This window comes from Streptomyces sp. NPDC031225, assembly GCF_055570355.1.
In genome coordinates, this window is record NZ_JBVIHJ010000001.1 from 187,974 (window position 1) to 201,208 (window position 13,235).

Genomic DNA, 13,235 nt, shown 5'->3' on the forward strand with positions numbered 1-13,235 from the left:
ACCCGTCACCGGGCACCGAGGCATCCCAATATCCCCAGCATGTCCACGACTTTTACGGATCGAGGTCGTCCCCGGACCGCTCCTCGAAGACGCGCATGGCCTTGGCGGTCACCGGGCCGGGTGTGCCCGGCAGTTCGCGGGCGTCGACCCGGTGCGCCGCCTGGACGTCCCGCAGGGTCGAGGTGAGGAAGATCTCGTCGGCCCGCTCCAGGACGTCGAGCGGCAGGTCGGTCTCCCTGGCGCCGGTCCATTCGACGGTCAACGCGCGCGTGATGCCCGCCAGGCAGCCGGAGGCGAGCGGCGGGGTGTGGATCTCGCCGTCGAGGACGACGAAGACGTTCGACCCGGTCCCCTCGCACAACTGGCCGACGGTGTTGGCGAACAGGGCCTCGGAGGCACCTTGCGCACGCGCGCGTGCGAGAGCGACGACGTTCTCGGCGTACGAGGTGGTCTTGAGGCCGGTGAGGGCCCCGCGCTCGTTCCGCGTCCACGGGACCGTGATCACGGCCGTGGAGTCGGGGCGGGGCGCGGACTCGCCGAGGGCGACCACCAGGGTCGGCCCGTGCTCGCCCCGGTCCGAGCCGAGCGGTCCGTGGCCGCCGGTGTAGGTGATGCGCAGGCGCCCCAGCGGCATCGGATTCGCTTCGAGTACGGCGGCGCAGGCGCGGCGGACCTCGTCGTGATCGGGGTCGGGCAGCCCGAGTCCCCGCGCCGACAGGGTCAGCCGGTCGAGGTGCCGGGTGAGCGCGAAGGGGCGGCCCGCCACCGCCTTCACGGTCTCGAAGATGCCGTCGCCCACGGTCAGACCGTGGTCGAAGACGGAGACGCGGGCGGTCTCGGTGTCCTGGAGCCCACCGTCGAGCCAGATCTTCACGGTTGCAGTCCCTCTCAGCCGACCTCGTACGTGCCCGACGCTACCGCGAGCAGCCGGGCCGCCTTCAGCTCGGTCTCCCGCCACTCCCCGTCGGGGTCGGAACCCCAGGTGATCCCGGCACCGGTGCCGAAACGCAGCAATTTCTCGGCACGGTCGGTCCAGAAGGTACGGATGCCGACGGCCAGCTCCCCGGTGCCCCGGTCGGCGTCGACCCAGCCGATGCCACCGCAGTACGGCCCGCGGGGCACGGTCTCCAGGGCGTCGATGATCCGCAGGGCGCTGGACTTGGGCGCACCGGTGACCGAGCCGGGCGGGAAGGCGGCCTCCAGCAGACCGGCCCATCCGGTGCCCTCCCGCAGCTCGCCCCGGACCGTCGACACGAGGTGGACGAGACCGGGGTGCTTCTCGACGGCGCACAGGTCGGGGACGGTGACGCTGCCGGTGGCGCACACCCGCCCCAGGTCGTTGCGGACCAGGTCCACGATCATCACGTTCTCGGCGTAGTCCTTGGCCAGCAGGTCGCCCTCGGTGCGCCCGGTCCCCTTGATGGGCCCGGACTCCACGACCCGTCCCTCCCGGCGCAGGAACAGTTCGGGCGACGCGGTGGCGATCTCCACCCCGCGTCCGGGCAGCCGAATCGTTCCTGCGTACGGCGCCGGGTTGCCGCGGGCCAGCAGCGCGGTCAGCGCGTCCATGTCGGCGCCGGGCGGCAGGGGCGCGGTCAGGACGCGGCAGAGGTTGGCCTGATAGACCTCACCGGTGGCGATGTGCGCGCGAATCCGTCGTACGCCCTCCATGTACGCGGTGCGATCCAGCGATGACGTCCAGTCACCGGCCGCGGGACCCCGCCATGCTCCGGGCCGCGGCGAGGGCACCGGCTCCCGGCGTACGTCGGCGAAGCGGGCACAGGTCAGACCGCCCTCGAAGTCCGCGGCGACGGCCCAGAAGCCGGTGGTGTCCAGGGCGGCGGGATCGCTGGTGACATCGAGGAGACCGGTGGCGACGCGGTCGCCGAAACGGGCGAGAGGAGCGAGGTCGGGCACGCTGCCGAGTCTATGGCGGGTGTCCTGCGAGTGACCTGGCCATGTCCTTCGGGGCGCCCTGGCCACGCACGTCGGCGTACGCACCGCAGCACGCTGCGCAAACGCGTTTTTGTGCTGGCCCCGGAATCCGCTAGAGTTCAACACGTCGCCGAGCCGTGAGAGCGGATCGAAACGACAAGCGGACGTAGCTCAGTTGGTAGAGCGCAACCTTGCCAAGGTTGAGGTCGCCAGTTCGAACCTGGTCGTCCGCTCGCAGGAAGCAGGGGGATCTTCCCGAGCCCCCTCACTCCTGGTGGAGTGGCCGAGAGGCGAGGCAACGGCCTGCAAAGCCGTCTACACGGGTTCAAATCCCGTCTCCACCTCCAAGGACGATTAGCTCAGCGGGAGAGCGCTTCCCTGACACGGAAGAGGTCACTGGTTCAATCCCAGTATCGTCCACTGGATCTTCGAGAGATCATCGAAGGTCTGACCCGCGCGATTAGCTCAGCGGGAGAGCGCTTCCCTGACACGGAAGAGGTCACTGGTTCAATCCCAGTATCGCGCACGCAGTACGCACGATCTTGATCGTGGTTTCCCGCGCGATTAGCTCAGCGGGAGAGCGCTTCCCTGACACGGAAGAGGTCACTGGTTCAATCCCAGTATCGCGCACACTTCGAAGCCCCCGGCCCTGTGGCCGGGGGCTTCCTCGTTGCTCCGTCAGCTGGAGAACAGCATGTGGCCGAAACCGCGGTTGCGGTGGTGCCCGCCGTGACCACCGTGGCCGCCGTAGTGGCCGCCTCCGTGCTGCGGCGCGCCCCAGGCCGGTGCGCCGGGCGCGGCCGGGTACTGCGGGGCCGCCGGGGGCGGGGGAACGACGGGGCCGCCGCCGTACTGGCCCTCCAGTCGGGTCAGCGCCTCCAGCTCGCCGTAGTCGAGAAAGATCCCGCGGCAGCCGCTGCACTGCTCGATCTGGACACCGTTGCGGTTGTACGTGTGCATAGGTGCGTGACACTTCGGACACTGCATCGTCGGCTCAACTCCTCGCCCGTTGGTCCTGCTTCGGGTTACGCCAGGACAGACTCCGTCCGGCCCCGGTCGGTTGCACCCTACTTCGCGAAACCGCCCGCCAACTGCGGCGGGGTGGAACCCATTCGGTCACAGGCGTCCACGACGGCCTGCTCCACGTCGTCCAGCGGACGGTCCGTCTCGATCGCCTTGGCGATCGCCCGGGCCGCGGTCTGCACGGTGAGGGCGCGGGCGGAGACGTCCAGGACCGGCCAGGGGTCACCGTCGGCGGGGACCGCGGGACCGCCGGCCGCTCGGTAGGCGCCCAGGAACCGGGCCCAGTCGTCGGGCGACAGCAGACCGCAGGCGTACCAGGCGGCGGGACGGGCCAGGTCCCAGGCCGGTTCGCCCACGCCGAGGTCGTCAACGTCGATGAGGCGCCAGGGGCCGTCGGGGGCCGGGTGGCGGACGAGCTGGCCGAGGTGGAGGTCGCCGTGGCAGAGGGTCGTGGTGTCGGGCATGGGGGTCTCGGCGCGGGCCCATGCCGGGAGGCCGGCCCAGGCGCGGAGGACGGGCACGACGGCGGGGCCGGGTGCGTGGCGGACGGCCGCGAGGAGGCGGGCTACGGCGAGTGCGGCCTTGACGGGGCCGCGCATCGGCGGCAGATCCGGTGGGGCGGGGGTGCGGTGGAGGTGGGCGAGGAGGGTGGCGGCGGGTTCCCAAGGGGCGGCGTCGGGATCGTCAGGGTCCACGGGGGTGCCGTACGGCCAGAAGGTGACGAGCCTGCCGTGCAGGTCGACGGGCGTGCTGGTGAGTGGGGGGAGCAGGACGCCGGGGAGGTGGGCGGCGGCCGAGAGGCGGGGGGCCAGGTCGCTGGGGGTGGTGTCGGGGGCGTGGGCCTTGGCGACGGTGTCCGCGTGCCGGACGACCGTGGCGTCGGGACGGTCGGCGAGGGTTGTCGCTTTGCAGGGGCACGCCGTCGAGGTCCGTGAGTGGGCCTCGGTTCTTGCTCTGAAAGTGAGCTCGGTGAGCAGGGGGTGGGTGGTCACGGGGCTCCCTGGGCGTGCGGTGTCTGCTCGCGAGACTACGCAGGTGCGGGCGGCGAGGGTGCGTCAACGGGGGCCGGGGCGGGTTGCCGGGCGGGTGCGGGTGCGTTGTGGCCGGTCGCGCAGTTCCCCGCGCCCCTGGGGAGTCGCGGGCCCGCCCGTCCTGCCTGTGCCGCAGCTTCGCCGCGGGTATCCCGTCCAAGTCGCCGCAGGGCAAAGCAATGCCGGCGCAGCTCCCCAGCTGCGCCGGCATTTTTGCCGTCCGCCGCACCCCCGTCCCCACGGGGTTTCATGGGTGGATGTCCCCGCCCGGACCGCTCTTCCGGGCCTGGGGTCGCCGCTCAGCGCCCCAGCATCACTCCCACGGACGACGCCTGTGTGGCCACTGTCTCCCAGCCGTCGAAGACGACGAGGAGCAGGACCGCCAGGGGAAGGGCCATGAGCGTCGCCACCAGTGGATGGCGACGGCCCTGACGGCGCTTTCGCGTACGGACCAGAGTCCGCGGTGCCGTGTAGGCCATGGTCCCTCTCCTGACCGTGTCGGTTGTCTTTGGCAGCGGCGGGTGTCTGACCTCGGGGGACGAGTGCTGCACCCGCCGCTTGACCTCAAATCTAGGCTTCACGGGCTCTGCGCACGTCATGCCTTCGTACCGATTCCCGGGCCTCCCCGAGGATGAGCCATGACCGGCGGTGTACTCCCGTGGGTGGAGACGAGGACCTAGGTCTCCGGGTCTTCCCGGAGGGGTCGCCCGGTCTGCCCCGCTTTCTCCGAGCTGTCCTCACGCGGCACCGGCTGCTCGACCAGAGCCAGCACCCTGGTCGCCATGAAACGGGCCGTCCGCACCACCGATCCGTTCCGCGTGACTTCGCTCACTTCCACGACACCTCGGCGTACCGCCGTCTCCACCCGACGGCCCGCCCTGCTCGCCACCACCTCGTAGGTACGCGTCGTGTCCCCCGCGTCCACGACTATCTCCACGCGATCACCCTTCACGGGTTCAATCCCCCTTCTGTGATGGGTGGTTGGGATCACAGTCGACTCGAAACCGCCCTGTCCGCCGACCCCCTGACCACCCCTCAAGTCTCCCACCCGGCACTGACAATCCATCGGGACGAGAGGGCGCGGCCTCTGCGCGCGGCGGGCCGCGGAAACGTAAGCTGTCGCTCGTCAGACGGACCGGGCAGCGGGGATGAACATGGCGATGATGCGCCTGAGGCGCGAGGACCCGCGCGTCGTCGGCTCGTTCAGGCTTCACAGACGGCTCGGCGCGGGTGGCATGGGCGTCGTCTACCTGGGCTCCGACCGCAAGGGGCAACGGGTCGCCCTCAAGGTCATCCGGCCCGATCTCGCGGAGGACCAGGAGTTCCGGTCACGCTTCGCGCGCGAGGTCTCGGCCGCGCGCCGGATCCGCGGTGGCTGCACCGCCCGGCTCGTCGCGGCCGACCTGGACGCGGAACGTCCGTGGTTCGCCACCCAGTACGTGCCCGGCCCCTCTCTCCACGACAAGGTCGCCGACGAGGGCTCGTTGGGCGCGGCCGAGGTCGCCGGGATCGGTGCCGCCCTCTCGGAGGGGCTCGTCGCCGTGCACGAGGCCGGGGTGGTGCACCGCGACCTCAAGCCGTCCAACATCCTCCTCTCCCCCAAGGGCCCGCGGATCATCGACTTCGGCATCGCCTGGGCGACCGGAGCCTCGACCCTCACCCATGTCGGCACCGCCGTCGGCTCCCCCGGCTTCCTCGCACCCGAGCAGGTGCGCGGCGCCGCGGTGACGCCGGCCACGGACGTGTTCTCCCTCGGTGCGACCCTGGCGTACGCGTCGATGGGTGACTCGCCCTTCGGGCACGGCAGTTCCGAGGTGATGCTGTACCGCGTGGTGCACGAGGAGGCGCAGCTGCACGGTGTGCCCGACGCGGTGGCCCCGCTGATCCGTGCCTGTCTGGCGAAGGACCCTGAGGAACGGCCGAGCACGCTCCAACTGTCGTTGCGGCTCAAGGAGATCGCGGCCCGCGAGACCCAGGGCCTCCCGGATCTGCGTCCGCCGGGGCCGCGCGCCAGTGAGGCGGACCGGCCCACCGGACGGATCGCCGACACCTATCCCGACCGGGCCCCCCAGCGACGCACGCAGGGGCAGTCGGGCCCGGCCGGCTCGCCGGGGACTTCCTCGGCACGCGGTTCCGGACCGTCCCGGGGCCAGGGTCCCTCGCGCGGCGGGGCCCCGTCACGCGGTGGCAGCACCCCGCGCGGCAACGGCGTGCCGTCCTCCCGTCCCGGCCCCCGGTCCGCCCCTTCCTCGCGCGACACGGGCCGCTCCGGCAGCGGGAGCCGGCCCGCGCCACGCAGCGGTACGGGACGCCCCACCTCCAGGAACACCAAGACGGGACTGCGCCCGGCGAACCCCCGCCTGCTGCGCCAGCGGCTGTTCGTGTTCGTGGTCGTGACCCTGTTCGTGGCACTCGGAATCGCCGCGGCCCAGGGCTGTCAGGGCCCCTCGCGCGGACTCGGCGGCGAGCGCGGTGTGGTACGGGAACAGCAGCGGGGACAGGCTCAGGTGCCGCCGGACCGGGCACCGCCGCCGCGGTCGAGCGGCGACAGCACGGACTGAGCCTCGCGCGCGATACCGCCGTAGCCGATGCCACCGCCCGGGGGCCGCAGAGAGGTCCGGCCCCCGGATGTGAGCGGTGCCGGACTCAGCCCTGGGGGCGTCCGGTGGCCACCGCGTAGAAGGCGACCGCGGCCGCCGCGCCCACGTTGAGGGAGTCGACGCCGTGGGCCATCGGGATGCGGACCCATTCGTCGGCGGCGACCAGTGCCTGGGTGGTCAGGCCGTCGCCCTCGGCGCCGAGCATCAGGGCGACCCGGTCCATCTTGTGCGGGGCGGCCTCGTCGAGGGTCCTGGCTTTGGCGTCCGGGGTGAGGGCGAGGAGGGTGAAGCCGGCCTCGCGGACCGAGTCCAGGCCCTTGGGCCAGGTGTCGAGGCGGGCGTAGGGCACGGAGAAGACCGCGCCCATCGAGACCTTGACGCTGCGGCGGTACAGCGGGTCGGCGCAGTCCGGGGAGAGCAGGACGGCGTCCATGCCCAGGGCCGCCGCCGAGCGGAAGATCGCACCGATGTTGGTGTGGTCGTTGACGGACTCCATGACCACCACCCGACGGGCGGTCTGGAGCAACTCGGCGGCCGTGGGCAGCGGTTTGCGCTGCATGGAGGCGAGCGCGCCGCGGTGCACGTGGTAACCGGTGACCTGTTCGGCGAGTTCCGGGCTGACGGCGTACACCGGGGCCGGGAGTTCGTCGATGACGTCGCGCATGACGTCGACCCACTTGGCGGACAGCAGCATGGAGCGCATCTCGTACCCGGCGTCCTTCGCCCGCCGGATGACCTTCTCGCCCTCGGCGATGAACAGGCCCTCGGCGGGTTCGCGCTTGCGGCGCAGTTCGACGTCGGTCAGGCCCGTGTAGTCGTGAAGGCGCGGGTCGTCGGGGTCCTCGACGGTGATGAGATCGGCCACAGAGGTGATACTGCCTTGTCCTGGGAGCGGTGCCAACGGCTGGGAGCGAACTGTGTTACCCCGGGTTACCCCAATGACTCCGCCGACGGCGCTCCCACGGCGACGACCTGGCCGACGACGATGACGGCGGGAGGCTTCACGTCCTCGGCGACCACCACCTCGCCGACCGTCGCCAAGGTGGCGTCGACCCTGCGCTGAGCGGCCGTCGTGCCCTCCTGGACCAGGGCGACCGGGGTGTCGGGCGACTTGCCGTGGGCCATCAGGGTCTCGGCGATCCGGCCGATCTTGTCGACGCCCATGAGGACCACCAGCGTGCCGGTGAGCCTGGCGAGCGCCGGCCAGTCGACCAGCGAGCGCTCGTCGTCAGGGGCGACATGACCGCTCACCACGGTGAACTCGTGTGCGACCCCGCGGTGGGTGACCGGAATGCCGGCCGCACCCGGTACCGAGATCGAGCTGGAGATGCCGGGGACGACGGTGCAGGGGATGCCCGCCTCGGCGAGAGCGTGCAGCTCCTCCATGCCACGGCCGAAGACGTAGGGGTCCCCGCCCTTCAGCCGGACGACCGACTTGCCCTGCCTGGCGTGCTCGATCAGGGCGTTGTTGATGGCCTCCTGGGCCATGAAACGACCGTACGGGATCTTCGCCGCGTCGATCACCTCGACGTGCGGCGGGAGTTCGGCGAGGAGGTCGCGGGGGCCGAGGCGGTCGGCGATGACGACGTCGGCCTCGGCGAGGAGGCGACGGCCGCGGACCGTGATCAGGTCCGGGTCGCCGGGGCCGCCGCCGACGAGGGCGACGCCGGGGGTGCGGGTGCGGTGGTGGGGGGCGACGAGGGTGCCGTCGCGCAGGCCCTCGACCACAGCGTCGCGGATGGCCGCGGTGTGGCGGGGGTCGCGGCCCTTCGCGTTCGTCGTGAGGACGGCGACCGTGACGCCCTCGCTGTGGCCCGTCGCCGGGGTCCAGGCGGTGGCCGCGTCGGCGTCGTCGGAGCGGACGCACCACACGCGGTGCCGCTCGGCCTCGGCGGACGCCCGCGTGTTCGCCTGCGTGTCGCTGGTGGCGATCAGCGCGTACCAGGCGTCTTCGAGGTCGCCTTCCTCGTAGGCGCGCCGCTGCCAGGTGATCTCGCCCGCGTCCGCCATCGCCTCCACCGAGGGGGTCGCCGAAGGGGACACGAGGAGGACGTCCGCGCCCGCCGCGATCAGGGCCGGGAGGCGGCGCTGGGCGACCTGGCCGCCGCCGAGGACGACGACCTTGCGGCCGGTGAGGCGGAGGCCTACGGGGTAGGCGGGGTTCTCGGCCATGAGGGGCGGCTCCTCTGGGTGCTCGTGCAGTGGCCCTGACGTGCGGATTTTACGGGGCCGAGGGGGCGGGCGGGTCAGGTGTCCGGTTGCTGGGCGTGGGCGTCGTCGCCGGGTGCGGGGGCACGGGTTCAAGGCCACCCCTCCCGTCTGCGGACGGGTGCACACGAACCCACGTGCGAGGGGGACTCGGGGCAGGCGTCCCCGAGTCCCCCTCCCCGTGCCTACTTCTCGGTCACCCCTGCGGAGTCGAAGGTCGCCACCTCGTGCATCGCCCTCGCCGTGCTCTGCACCAGCGGCAGGGCCAGCAGCGCGCCCGTGCCCTCGCCCAGACGGAGGTCGAGGTCGACCAGGGGGCGCAGGCCGAGCTTGTTCAGGGCGGCCACGTGGCCCGGTTCGGCGCTGCGGTGGCCCGCGATGCAGGCCGCGAGGACCTCCGGGGCGATCGCCCGGGCGACGAGTGCCGCGGCGCCCGCGCTGACGCCGTCCAGGATGACCGGGGTGCGCAGGGAGGCCCCGCCGAGCAACAGGCCCACCATCGCCGCGTGTTCGAAGCCGCCGATCGCCGCCAGGACGCCGATCGGGTCGGCGGGGTCCGGCTGGTGGACCTCGATCGCGCGGCGGACCACCTCGGTCTTGCGGGCCAGGGTCTCGTCGTTGATACCGGTGCCGCGACCGGTGACCTCGGCGGGGTCGGTGTCGGTGAAGACGGAGATCAGGGCGGCGGACGCGGTGGTGTTCGCGATGCCCATCTCGCCGGTGAGGAGGGCCTTGTTGCCGGCGGCGACCAGGTCGCGGGCGGTCTCGATGCCCACCTCGATGGCCTGCTTGGCCTCCTCGCGGGTCATCGCGGGCCCCGTGGTCATGTCGGACGTACCGGCACGGATCTTGCGGGGCAACAGACCGGGCGTGGCCGGGAGTTCGGCCGCGACGCCGACGTCCACCACGCACACCTCGGCGCCGACCTGGGCGGCGAAGGCGTTGCAGACCGCGCCGCCGCCGAGGAAGTTGGCGACCATCTGGGCCGTCACCTCCTGCGGCCAGGGGGTGACGCCCTGGGCGTGCACTCCATGGTCACCGGCGAAGATCGCGACGGCCGCGGGCTCCGGGATGGGCGGCGGGCACTGTCGTGAGAGCCCGGACAGCTGGGCGGAGATGATCTCCAGCATGCCGAGCGCGCCGGCCGGCTTGGTCATCCGCTTCTGCCGCTCCCAGGCCTCGCCGAGCGCCTTGGCGTCCAGCGGGCGGATCTGCGCGACGGTCTCGCCGAGCAGGTCGTGCGGCTCCTCGCCGGGCAGGGCGCGACGGCCGTACGTCTCCTCGTGCACGACCCATGACAGCGGGCGGCGCTTGGACCAGCCGGCCTGCATCAGCTCGGGCTCGTCGGGGAACTCGTCGACGTACCCGACGCACAGGTAGGCGATGACCTCCAGGTGCTCGGGCAGGCCGAGTGCGCGCACCATCTCGCGCTCGTCGAAGAAGCTGACCCAGCCGACGCCGAGACCTTCGGCGCGGGCGGCGAGCCACAGGTTCTCGACGGCGAGGGCGGCGGAGTACGGGGCCATCTGCGGCTGGGTGTGCCGGCCGAGGGTGTGGCGGCCACCGCGGGTCGGGTCTGCGGTGACGACGATGTTCACCGGGGTGTCGAGGATGGCCTCGATCTTGAGTTCCTTGAACTGTTTCGCGCGGCCCTTGGGCAGCGACTTGGCGTACGCGTCGCGCTGGCGCTGGGCCAGTTCGTGCATCGCGCCGCGCGTCTCGGCGGAGCGGATGACGACGAAGTCCCAGGGCTGCGAGTGGCCCACGCTGGGCGCGGTGTGGGCGGCCTCCAGGACGCGGAGCAGCACCTCGTGCGGGATGGGGTCGCTGCGGAAGCCGTTGCGGATGTCGCGGCGCTCCCGCATCACCTTGAGGACGGCCTCGCGTTCGGCGTCGTCGTAGGGGGGCGCGGCGGGGCCCGTGGACTGTCGTACCTCTTCCACGGGGGCCGTGCTCACTTCTTCCGGCACTTCCTGGTCTTCCTGATCGGCCGCCCGGGTGTCCAGGTCGTCGGCCTGCTGTACGAGTTCGGGGTCGCCGTCGGCCTCACGCGGGGCCGGGACCACGGGTTGCGCCCCGTCCACGGGGAGCGGGAGGGGGTGGGGCGGGGTCGGCGCTGGATGCGGGGTGGTCGGCACCGAGCCGTCCACCGCGACGAACTCGCGCAGAGGCCATTGGGGTTCCGGGGGAACTCCGGTGGGCAGTGCGGCGGAGGTCTCGTCGGCGTCGGTGGCCACGAACCAGGGCTGGGCGTCGGCGAGTTCGGCCGCGAACGGCTGATGGGGAGCGGGAGCCGGCTGAGGACCCTGCGGTGCCTGGTCCGGGACGACGAAGCCCTCCGGTGTCGCGATGTCCGAGGGGTGGACTTCGTGGTCCGACGGCTGGGATTCCTCCGCCGGGGAGACGACCGGCGGCTCCGTCGGCTGTACGTCGAGGTCGGCGACGTCCGCTGCGACCGGCTCCGGTGCGTCCTGGGCGGGCCCCTGGACCGGCTCCGGCGCGGGGACTGCCTGCTCGGCGGGCGACGGTTCCGGCACCGCATGCGGTTCGGGAACCTCGGCGACCGCGTCGGCCTCGGCGTCTGCCGGGTACGGAATCTGTTCGGTCTCCGCCGGGGCCTGGAGCGTCACGCCTTCGGGGGCGTCCGGCGTGACCGCCTCAGCTGCGACCGGGGCGAGGGCCGGCTCGAGGTGCGGAACCGCCACCGGCTCCTGGGGCGGAGCGACTTCCCGGTCCGGGGTGGATTCGGGAGCGGCGGCAGCGTCCTGAGCGACAGCCGGGTCCGGGAGGGCCGCCGGGTCCTGAGGGGCGAACCCGGCCGGAGCAACGGCCGCGTCCTGGACTGCCCCCGCCTCGGGGACGACGGTCACGTCCTGAGCAGCCTCCGCTTGCGGCGCGACAACGGCTTCGGCCTCGGCTTCGGCTTCGGCCTCGGTCTCGGGGGGAGCCACAGTTCCGAAAATCTGTCCGTCCACGGCGTCCATGACCATGGCATCAGCAGCGTCGATGACCTGCCCGGCGTCCGCCGCTTCCGCGGCCGCGGCCGCGGGCTCGGTACCGTCCACGTCGACTGCTTCAACGACCGGCGCGACCTCAGGTCCAGGGCCGGTCTCCTCCGACTCCGGGACCTCCGCGACCAGCGGTTCGGGCGTCTCACCGGCCTGCACGTCCTCGGCCACCGGCGCCGCTTCCACGGCCGCCTCGACCTGATCGTGGGCCTGCCCGGCGTCCGGTACCTCGGTACCGACGGCGAGGTCGACCTCCGGTGCCTGCTCGGGCCCGGGAACGTCCGCCACGTTCTGAGCGGCGTCGGCGGATACGGCGGCCTCCGGGGCCTGAGCCGCGTCGACCGGCCCCTGCCCCGCGGCCAGTTCCGCCTCAGCTGCCGGAGGGACATCCGCGTCGGGCACGTACCCGTCACCCGGTACCGAGCCCGGAGCCGCGTCACCGGCCGGGCCGACGTCGGCGGCAGGAGCCGTATCCGCGTCCGCCAGGTGCACCGCGTCCGGGACGAAGCCGTCAGCCGGAAGGCTCTCCGGCTCCGCGACGGGGACCTGCGCGAGATCCGTCTCGTGCCCGGCGTCCGGGACACCGTCGGCCGGAACCTCCGTCTGCACCGCATACCCGGCGGTGCCCGCCTCGGAGGCGAGCCGCGCCATCGTCGCCTGCGCCGCACCCACCGGCTCCGGCTCCGGAACAACCGTTTCGGCAGCCGGGGCCACCGTGCTCACCGGCGTCTGGACGGCGGCCTGCAGCGGGGCGCCCCACGGGACCGCGCCCTGCGGCTGCGGGGTCTCGAAGTACTCGGTGCCGGGCGTGGCCACGGCCGGCTGCCGTACCGGTACGCCCGCGGGGCCGCGGTCGGCGAGAGAGCGGACCGGGCTCGCGGAGGCGTCGGGGATCGGTGGGCCCAGGTGCAGGGGCCGGCGGGGTGTGATGGGCGGGATCGGCACCGAGGGTGCCTGCAGCTGGGGCCTGCGGACGGCGCTGAGATCGTGCGCTCCGCTGTCGCGGCCGGACATCTCGTGCGGTCCCGGTTCGTGGACGGTCTCGACGACCGGCTCCGGCGCGGGCGGGGCGACCTCGTTGCCCCAGGGGCTCTGGGCGCCCGGAAGCAGCAACAGGTCTTCGTCCTCGGCGGTGGTCTCGGAGAGGTAGGTGTACGCACCAGGAACGCCCGGCTGCTCCACCATGCCTGCGTTCTCCGGCAGCCCCTCGGCCGGGACCTGGCCGGTGTCGGTCATGCGTACCCCTCGCCCATCGGTTAGTGCTTCCACGTCCAGCTCACCGGGGACGGCGCACCGACCGCCCCCGCAGTGAAGAACGAGCGTGCGTGCCCAGCGGCACGAACGGCCCGCCGAGAAAGACGACAAAGCCATTAACTGGCATTGTCCCGGCCGTTCACCCGTCGCGACAGGTTGATCCGCGACGGTCCGCT

At 72.6% G+C, this 13,235-nt stretch carries 10 protein-coding genes and 5 tRNA genes; 6 read left to right on the forward strand and 9 right to left on the reverse strand.

Going from position 1 to position 13,235, the window contains the following annotated elements; translation table 11 throughout:
- Positions 1-52 precede the first annotated feature (52 nt).
- Positions 53-874: an aminotransferase class IV gene (locus ACZ48Z_RS00855; protein ID WP_468733634.1), complete on the reverse strand. Its 822-nt coding sequence runs from the start codon at positions 872-874 to the stop codon at positions 53-55.
- A 14-nt stretch (positions 875-888) separates the two neighbouring features.
- A complete protein-coding gene (locus ACZ48Z_RS00860; RefSeq protein WP_468733635.1) occupies positions 889-1,917 on the reverse strand; it encodes a chorismate-binding protein in 1,029 nt (342 codons plus the stop codon).
- A 178-nt stretch (positions 1,918-2,095) separates the two neighbouring features.
- Between ACZ48Z_RS00860 and ACZ48Z_RS00865 the strand changes: the two genes are divergently transcribed.
- From ACZ48Z_RS00865 to ACZ48Z_RS00885, 5 genes are all read left to right on the forward strand, one after another.
- Positions 2,096-2,168: transfer RNA gene (locus ACZ48Z_RS00865), tRNA-Gly, on the forward strand.
- A gap of 40 nt (positions 2,169-2,208) precedes the next feature.
- Positions 2,209-2,282: transfer RNA gene (locus tag ACZ48Z_RS00870), tRNA-Cys, on the forward strand.
- 1 nt (position 2,283) lies between these two features.
- Positions 2,284-2,355: transfer RNA gene (locus tag ACZ48Z_RS00875), tRNA-Val, on the forward strand.
- Positions 2,356-2,389: 34 nt separating this feature from the next.
- Positions 2,390-2,461, forward strand: a tRNA-Val gene (locus tag ACZ48Z_RS00880).
- 32 nt (positions 2,462-2,493) lie between these two features.
- Positions 2,494-2,565: transfer RNA gene (locus ACZ48Z_RS00885), tRNA-Val, on the forward strand.
- A 48-nt stretch (positions 2,566-2,613) separates the two neighbouring features.
- On the opposite strand, the gene ACZ48Z_RS00890 is transcribed toward ACZ48Z_RS00885, so the two are convergent.
- The 4 genes from ACZ48Z_RS00890 to ACZ48Z_RS00905 form a co-directional block, all read right to left on the reverse strand.
- A complete protein-coding gene (locus ACZ48Z_RS00890; RefSeq protein WP_468733636.1) occupies positions 2,614-2,922 on the reverse strand; it encodes a TFIIB-type zinc ribbon-containing protein in 309 nt (102 codons plus the stop codon).
- 80 nt (positions 2,923-3,002) lie between these two features.
- Positions 3,003-3,950 carry a phosphotransferase family protein gene (locus ACZ48Z_RS00895; protein WP_468733637.1) on the reverse strand — a complete coding sequence of 316 codons (948 nt, stop codon included), beginning with the start codon at positions 3,948-3,950 and terminating at the stop codon, positions 3,003-3,005.
- Between the two features lie 338 nt (positions 3,951-4,288).
- Entirely contained in the window at positions 4,289-4,468 is a 180-nt protein-coding gene (locus ACZ48Z_RS00900; RefSeq protein WP_328745686.1) for a hypothetical protein, read from the reverse strand.
- 197 nt (positions 4,469-4,665) lie between these two features.
- Entirely contained in the window at positions 4,666-4,941 is a 276-nt protein-coding gene (locus ACZ48Z_RS00905; RefSeq protein ID WP_007380750.1) for a hypothetical protein, read from the reverse strand.
- 196 nt (positions 4,942-5,137) lie between these two features.
- Here ACZ48Z_RS00905 and ACZ48Z_RS00910 point away from each other — a divergent pair, with 196 nt between their 5' ends.
- Entirely contained in the window at positions 5,138-6,550 is a 1,413-nt protein-coding gene (locus tag ACZ48Z_RS00910; protein ID WP_468733638.1) for a serine/threonine-protein kinase, read from the forward strand.
- An 85-nt stretch (positions 6,551-6,635) separates the two neighbouring features.
- Here the strand turns inward: ACZ48Z_RS00910 and ACZ48Z_RS00915 are convergent, their stop codons facing one another.
- From ACZ48Z_RS00915 to cobT, 3 genes are all read right to left on the reverse strand, one after another.
- Entirely contained in the window at positions 6,636-7,454 is an 819-nt protein-coding gene (locus tag ACZ48Z_RS00915; RefSeq protein WP_468733639.1) for a TrmH family RNA methyltransferase, read from the reverse strand.
- Positions 7,455-7,519: 65 nt separating this feature from the next.
- A complete protein-coding gene (gene cobA / locus ACZ48Z_RS00920) occupies positions 7,520-8,761 on the reverse strand; it encodes a uroporphyrinogen-III C-methyltransferase (RefSeq protein ID WP_468733640.1) in 1,242 nt (413 codons plus the stop codon).
- A 221-nt stretch (positions 8,762-8,982) separates the two neighbouring features.
- Positions 8,983-13,041, reverse strand: a complete 4,059-nt coding sequence (cobT, locus tag ACZ48Z_RS00925; protein WP_468733641.1) for a nicotinate-nucleotide--dimethylbenzimidazole phosphoribosyltransferase — start codon at positions 13,039-13,041, stop codon at positions 8,983-8,985.
- Positions 13,042-13,235 lie beyond the last annotated feature (194 nt).

Coding starts and splice junctions, on each gene's coding strand:
- cobT (WP_468733641.1), bottom strand. CDS start 13,041: ATGACCGACACCGGCCAGGTCCCGGCCGAGGGGCTGCCGGAGAACGCA.
- ACZ48Z_RS00900 (WP_328745686.1), bottom strand. CDS start 4,468: ATGGCCTACACGGCACCGCGGACTCTGGTCCGTACGCGAAAGCGCCGT.
- cobA (WP_468733640.1), bottom strand. CDS start 8,761: ATGGCCGAGAACCCCGCCTACCCCGTAGGCCTCCGCCTCACCGGCCGC.
- ACZ48Z_RS00890 (WP_468733636.1), bottom strand. CDS start 2,922: ATGCAGTGTCCGAAGTGTCACGCACCTATGCACACGTACAACCGCAAC.
- ACZ48Z_RS00910 (WP_468733638.1), top strand. CDS start 5,138: ATGAACATGGCGATGATGCGCCTGAGGCGCGAGGACCCGCGCGTCGTC.